Here is a 3,098-nt window from a genome sequence, read left to right on the forward strand (position 1 = left end):
GGTCAACCGACACCTCGGGATCGCCGGGAAACCGTTGCATCCCGGTCTCGATGGGGTGTGAGAGGTCGCGGTACATCAGTTCGGGCCCCAACCGTTCGATGCGGCGGCAATGCCGATTGTTACGTCCGGTGTAACGGGATGTCGCGGGTGCACGTGTCCGGTTTGCTCGGTACGGTTTTTAACTATTCCGTGGTGGAACCCGTCCCGCCAGCCGGCGCTGCCGTCGCCCCGGCGTATCGGCCGGCACTGCCGTCGACCTGTTTTGCTGGCCAGCCAGATGCTCTTACCCGCTTCGCGAAACCGAGATGACGAGTCCCCTGTGATCGATGTAGTAGCCCGGGGGGTTTCCCGCGTAGTATCGCTCGACGCTAGCTATCGCTTCCTCGAAGGCCTCTGCCTCACTCGGAGACAGCGGGGCGTACGTGGTCTCGAGCGTATTGGCTGTCTCCTCCAGCAGGTCTATCAGCGGCTCAATCTCGACGAGTGCGTCGTCGTCGCTCGACAGGACCGGCTCGCGGTCGGGGGCTCCGACGGGTGACGCACGGAGGTGATAGCCCGACGCGCCGTCCGTGTCGCTCTCACCCCCGTCGCGCTGGGTGTTCGTCGATCCGTTTTGACCGTTCGGAGCGGCTTCCTGCCCCGAGGTGCCGGGACTGACACAACCGGCGACGGCGGTCACGATCCCGCTGAGAAACACTCGTCTGGCGGTCATCTGGCCCGTTCGATTGTTCGTGGCCGGCCGTCTTGACCGTTCCGGACGGCGCCGGCGGATCGCTCGTCGGGTCCGTTTACGCGCAGATTTATATATTAACACGCAACCAGACGCCCCACGACGTAACGAGCGACCGACGGCCGGTTGAGACGGGAGTGCGGCGCGCCGCCGTCGGGGAGATGAAGGCGCCGCCTGCTCGCCATCCGTGAGGGATACCGTTTTGCCCGCGCCACTCAAAGCAACGCTATGGACGATTCCGAACTGGCCTGGCGAACACTCGGCTCCGAAACCGAGTACACATGTCCCGGATTCGATGTAGTGCGCGACGACGTGCGACTCCCGGGCGGAACCGAAGCCAGCTTTCACTACGTCTCGGAACCGCCGTCCGTCGTGGTGTTACCGTTCACCGAGGACGGCGACGTAGTGGTCATCCGCGAGTGGCGACAGGCGGTCGGCCGAGTCAACTACGCGCTCCCCGCCGGCGGTCTCGAGGACGGCGATGGGGACGTTCGCGCCGCGGCACGCCGGGAGTTACGCGAGGAAACCGGCTACGAGGCCGGCGTCGTTGAGCAAATCGCGACGTACGAACCGGCCAACGGGCTCTTTGATTCGGTCTTCCAGTACGTCGTCGCACACGGCTGTGAGCCGGCCGCCGAACAGGACCTCGATCACAACGAATCGATCGCCGTCGAGACGACGACGTTCGAGGAACTCCGGTCGCGGGCGGCGGTCGGCGACCTCCGCGATGGCCGGTCGGCACTGGCCGTGTTACAGTATGCAGTCCAAACGGAGGAGTGATCGGCTACCCGTCGATTTCGACCGTCTCGATTTCGACCGTCTCCGTGGGCTCGTCGTTGCGCCCAGTCGGTAGCGATCCGATCTCTTCGACGACGTCCATACCGTCTATCACCTGGCCAAAAACGGCGTGCTTGCCGTCGAGGTGCGGCGTCGCATCCAGCGTAATAAAGAACTGTGAGCCGTTGGTGTTCGGCCCGGAGTTGGCCATTGAGAGGATTCCGGGGCCGTCGTGAGTGAGGTCGTCGTGGAACTCGTCATCGAACTGATAGCCCGGGCCACCACGACCGGTCCCCGTTGGATCTCCACCCTGGATCATGAAGTCGTCGATGATCCGATGGAAGACGGCACCTTCATACAGAGAGTCGCCGCGGACTTCGCCGGTCTCGGGATCCTCCCAAGTGTTGGTGTCAGCCGCGGGGTCGGCGTCGGCGGCGGGATCGTGCCGCGCCAGTCCGAGGAAGTTCTCGACGGTTCGCGGCGCACGCTCTTCGAACAGTTCGACGGTGATGTCGCCGTGGGTCGTTCGGAGCGTTACGGTCGGGTTGTCCGGATCTGAGACGGCTCTGTCGTTGCTCATACCTGAATCAGGGGTGGGCGTCGCAAAAGACTGCCGACTCCCCGTCCCGGCGTCGCTCGCCGGATCGTCGTTTCGCCCCGAACAGCCAGCCCCACCCGTCAGCAGGACGGTACCCGCCCCGCAAACGAATGCCCGTCGCGTCGGTACCATGCAGCCAGCAACCACAGTACGAACAAAAGGGTATCCATTGTCCCCAGCGGCGTCGCCAACCCACAGCCGTTTAATCCTCGGGGTAAAAGCCACGGTATGATTCGGGACTCGTCGGCCAAGGACGATCCCCCGGACATCGACACGGTTCTTGCGGCGTTACACGACAAGGACTGTCGTGCTATCCTCACCGAGTTGGGTACCCCTCGGACTGCGCGATCACTCCTCGACCGGTGTGACATCCCCCGATCGACGCTGTATCGAAAACTCGATCGGCTGTCGGAGGCAACCCTTGTTAGCGAGGGGACCGAGATCCGCGAGGACGGCAGCCACGCGACGCGGTATCGGCTCAATTTCGAGGACGTCATCGTGACGCGGACCGATTCGGTCGATCTTGAGGTCGAGATCGATCGACCGGCCCGAACCCCGGACGAACACCTCGCGGAGATGTGGTCTGAGGTACGGAGGGAGCTGTAATAATGGTACATTCGACAACCAGTTTCGAGGTCCAGCTTGCGATTGCCGTCATCAAGACGCTCATTCTCCTCGTCGGCGGCGTCGTCACATATCTCGCGTTCAGCGCGTATCGACGGACGGATGATAGATCGCTCGGCCTGCTCGCGGTCGGGTTCGGTCTCATCGTCGTCGGCGTGTTGTTAGCCGGATTCACCTTCGAGGTGCTGAACATCAGCCTCGGGGTCGGCATCCTGATCGAGAGCCTCTTCGCCTTCTTTGGACTTTCGACAATCGCCTACTCACTTCGGGTCCGCTAGAACGACCGGAGTGCGTCGAGTCGTGCCGCCGGCTCGTCCGACGCCATGGTGTCTCGCGCCCTCTCAAGTCCGGACTCGATGTCAGCCGCAT

At 63.3% G+C, this 3,098-nt stretch carries 5 protein-coding genes; 3 read left to right on the plus strand and 2 right to left on the minus strand.

Features of this window, described 5'->3' with window-relative positions; translation table 11 throughout:
- Positions 1-283: 283 nt before the first annotated feature.
- Positions 284-712: a hypothetical protein gene (locus tag ACI944_RS13665; RefSeq protein ID WP_411719577.1), complete on the minus strand. Its 429-nt coding sequence runs from the start codon at positions 710-712 to the stop codon at positions 284-286.
- Between the two features lie 246 nt (positions 713-958).
- Here ACI944_RS13665 and ACI944_RS13670 point away from each other — a divergent pair, with 246 nt between their 5' ends.
- A complete protein-coding gene (locus ACI944_RS13670; RefSeq protein WP_411719578.1) occupies positions 959-1,510 on the plus strand; it encodes an NUDIX hydrolase in 552 nt (183 codons plus the stop codon).
- Between the two features lie 4 nt (positions 1,511-1,514).
- Here ACI944_RS13670 and ACI944_RS13675 read toward each other — a convergent pair whose 3' ends face one another.
- Positions 1,515-2,087 (minus strand): peptidylprolyl isomerase, encoded by a 573-nt coding sequence (locus ACI944_RS13675; RefSeq protein ID WP_411719579.1) that lies wholly within the window; start codon positions 2,085-2,087, stop codon positions 1,515-1,517.
- Positions 2,088-2,333: 246 nt separating this feature from the next.
- Between ACI944_RS13675 and ACI944_RS13680 the strand changes: the two genes are divergently transcribed.
- Together ACI944_RS13680 and ACI944_RS13685 are read left to right on the plus strand one after the other, a co-directional pair.
- Positions 2,334-2,711: a helix-turn-helix domain-containing protein gene (locus ACI944_RS13680; protein ID WP_411719580.1), complete on the plus strand. Its 378-nt coding sequence runs from the start codon at positions 2,334-2,336 to the stop codon at positions 2,709-2,711.
- Between the two features lie 2 nt (positions 2,712-2,713).
- On the plus strand, positions 2,714-3,007 hold the full coding sequence (locus ACI944_RS13685) for a hypothetical protein (RefSeq protein ID WP_411719581.1): 294 nt from the start codon (positions 2,714-2,716) through the stop codon (positions 3,005-3,007).
- Positions 3,008-3,098: the final 91 nt, after the last annotated feature.

Origin of the sequence: Natronomonas sp. (assembly GCF_046710025.1) — an archaeon.
Taxonomy (GTDB): Archaea; Halobacteriota; Halobacteria; order Halobacteriales; family Haloarculaceae; genus Natronomonas.